Below are 635 nucleotides of genomic sequence, written 5' to 3' on the forward strand. Positions count from 1 at the left end.
TTTCCCGACCTCAACCTGAAAGGGCTGGCAAGCCGGGGTATCAAGAGCGTCTATCCCTCACAGATGGATTGCGTCTGGATGTTGAAACAGAACGGCGGCGGAATTTGCGACCACGAGGTGGGAACCGGTAAGACGCTGATAATGTGCATCGCCGCGCATGAGATGAAGCGTCTGAATTTGGCACACAAGCCGATGATTATCGGGCTGAAAGCCAACGTTGCGGAGATTGCAGCCACCTATCAGGCGGCATATCCCAACGCACGTATTCTGTACGCTTCGGAGAAGGACTTTTCGACCGCCAACCGTGTGCGCTTCTTCAATAATATAAAGAACAACGACTACGATTGCGTCATCATGTCGCACGACCAGTTCGGCAAGATACCGCAGTCGCCGGAGTTGCAGCAGCGCATCCTGCAAGCGGAGCTTGACACGGTGGAGGAAAACCTCGAAGTGCTACGGCAGCAGGGAAAGAACGTGTCGCGGGCGATGCTGAAAGGATTGGAGAAGCGCAAGCACAACCTTGAAGCGAAGCTGGAGAAGGTGGAACACGCCATAAAGTCACGCACGGACGACGTGGTGGATTTCAAGCAGATGGGCATCGACCACATCTTCATAGATGAGAGCCACCAGTTCAA

At 54.0% G+C, this 635-nt stretch carries 1 pseudogene; it reads left to right on the forward strand.

The features are described from left to right. Positions 1-635 (forward strand): annotated as a pseudogene (locus H8S63_RS19810) (DEAD/DEAH box helicase family protein); the annotation flags it as partial.

The sequence above is a fragment of the Bacteroides sp. NSJ-39 genome (assembly GCF_014287315.1).
GTDB classification, from domain to species: domain Bacteria; phylum Bacteroidota; class Bacteroidia; order Bacteroidales; family Bacteroidaceae; genus Bacteroides; species Bacteroides finegoldii.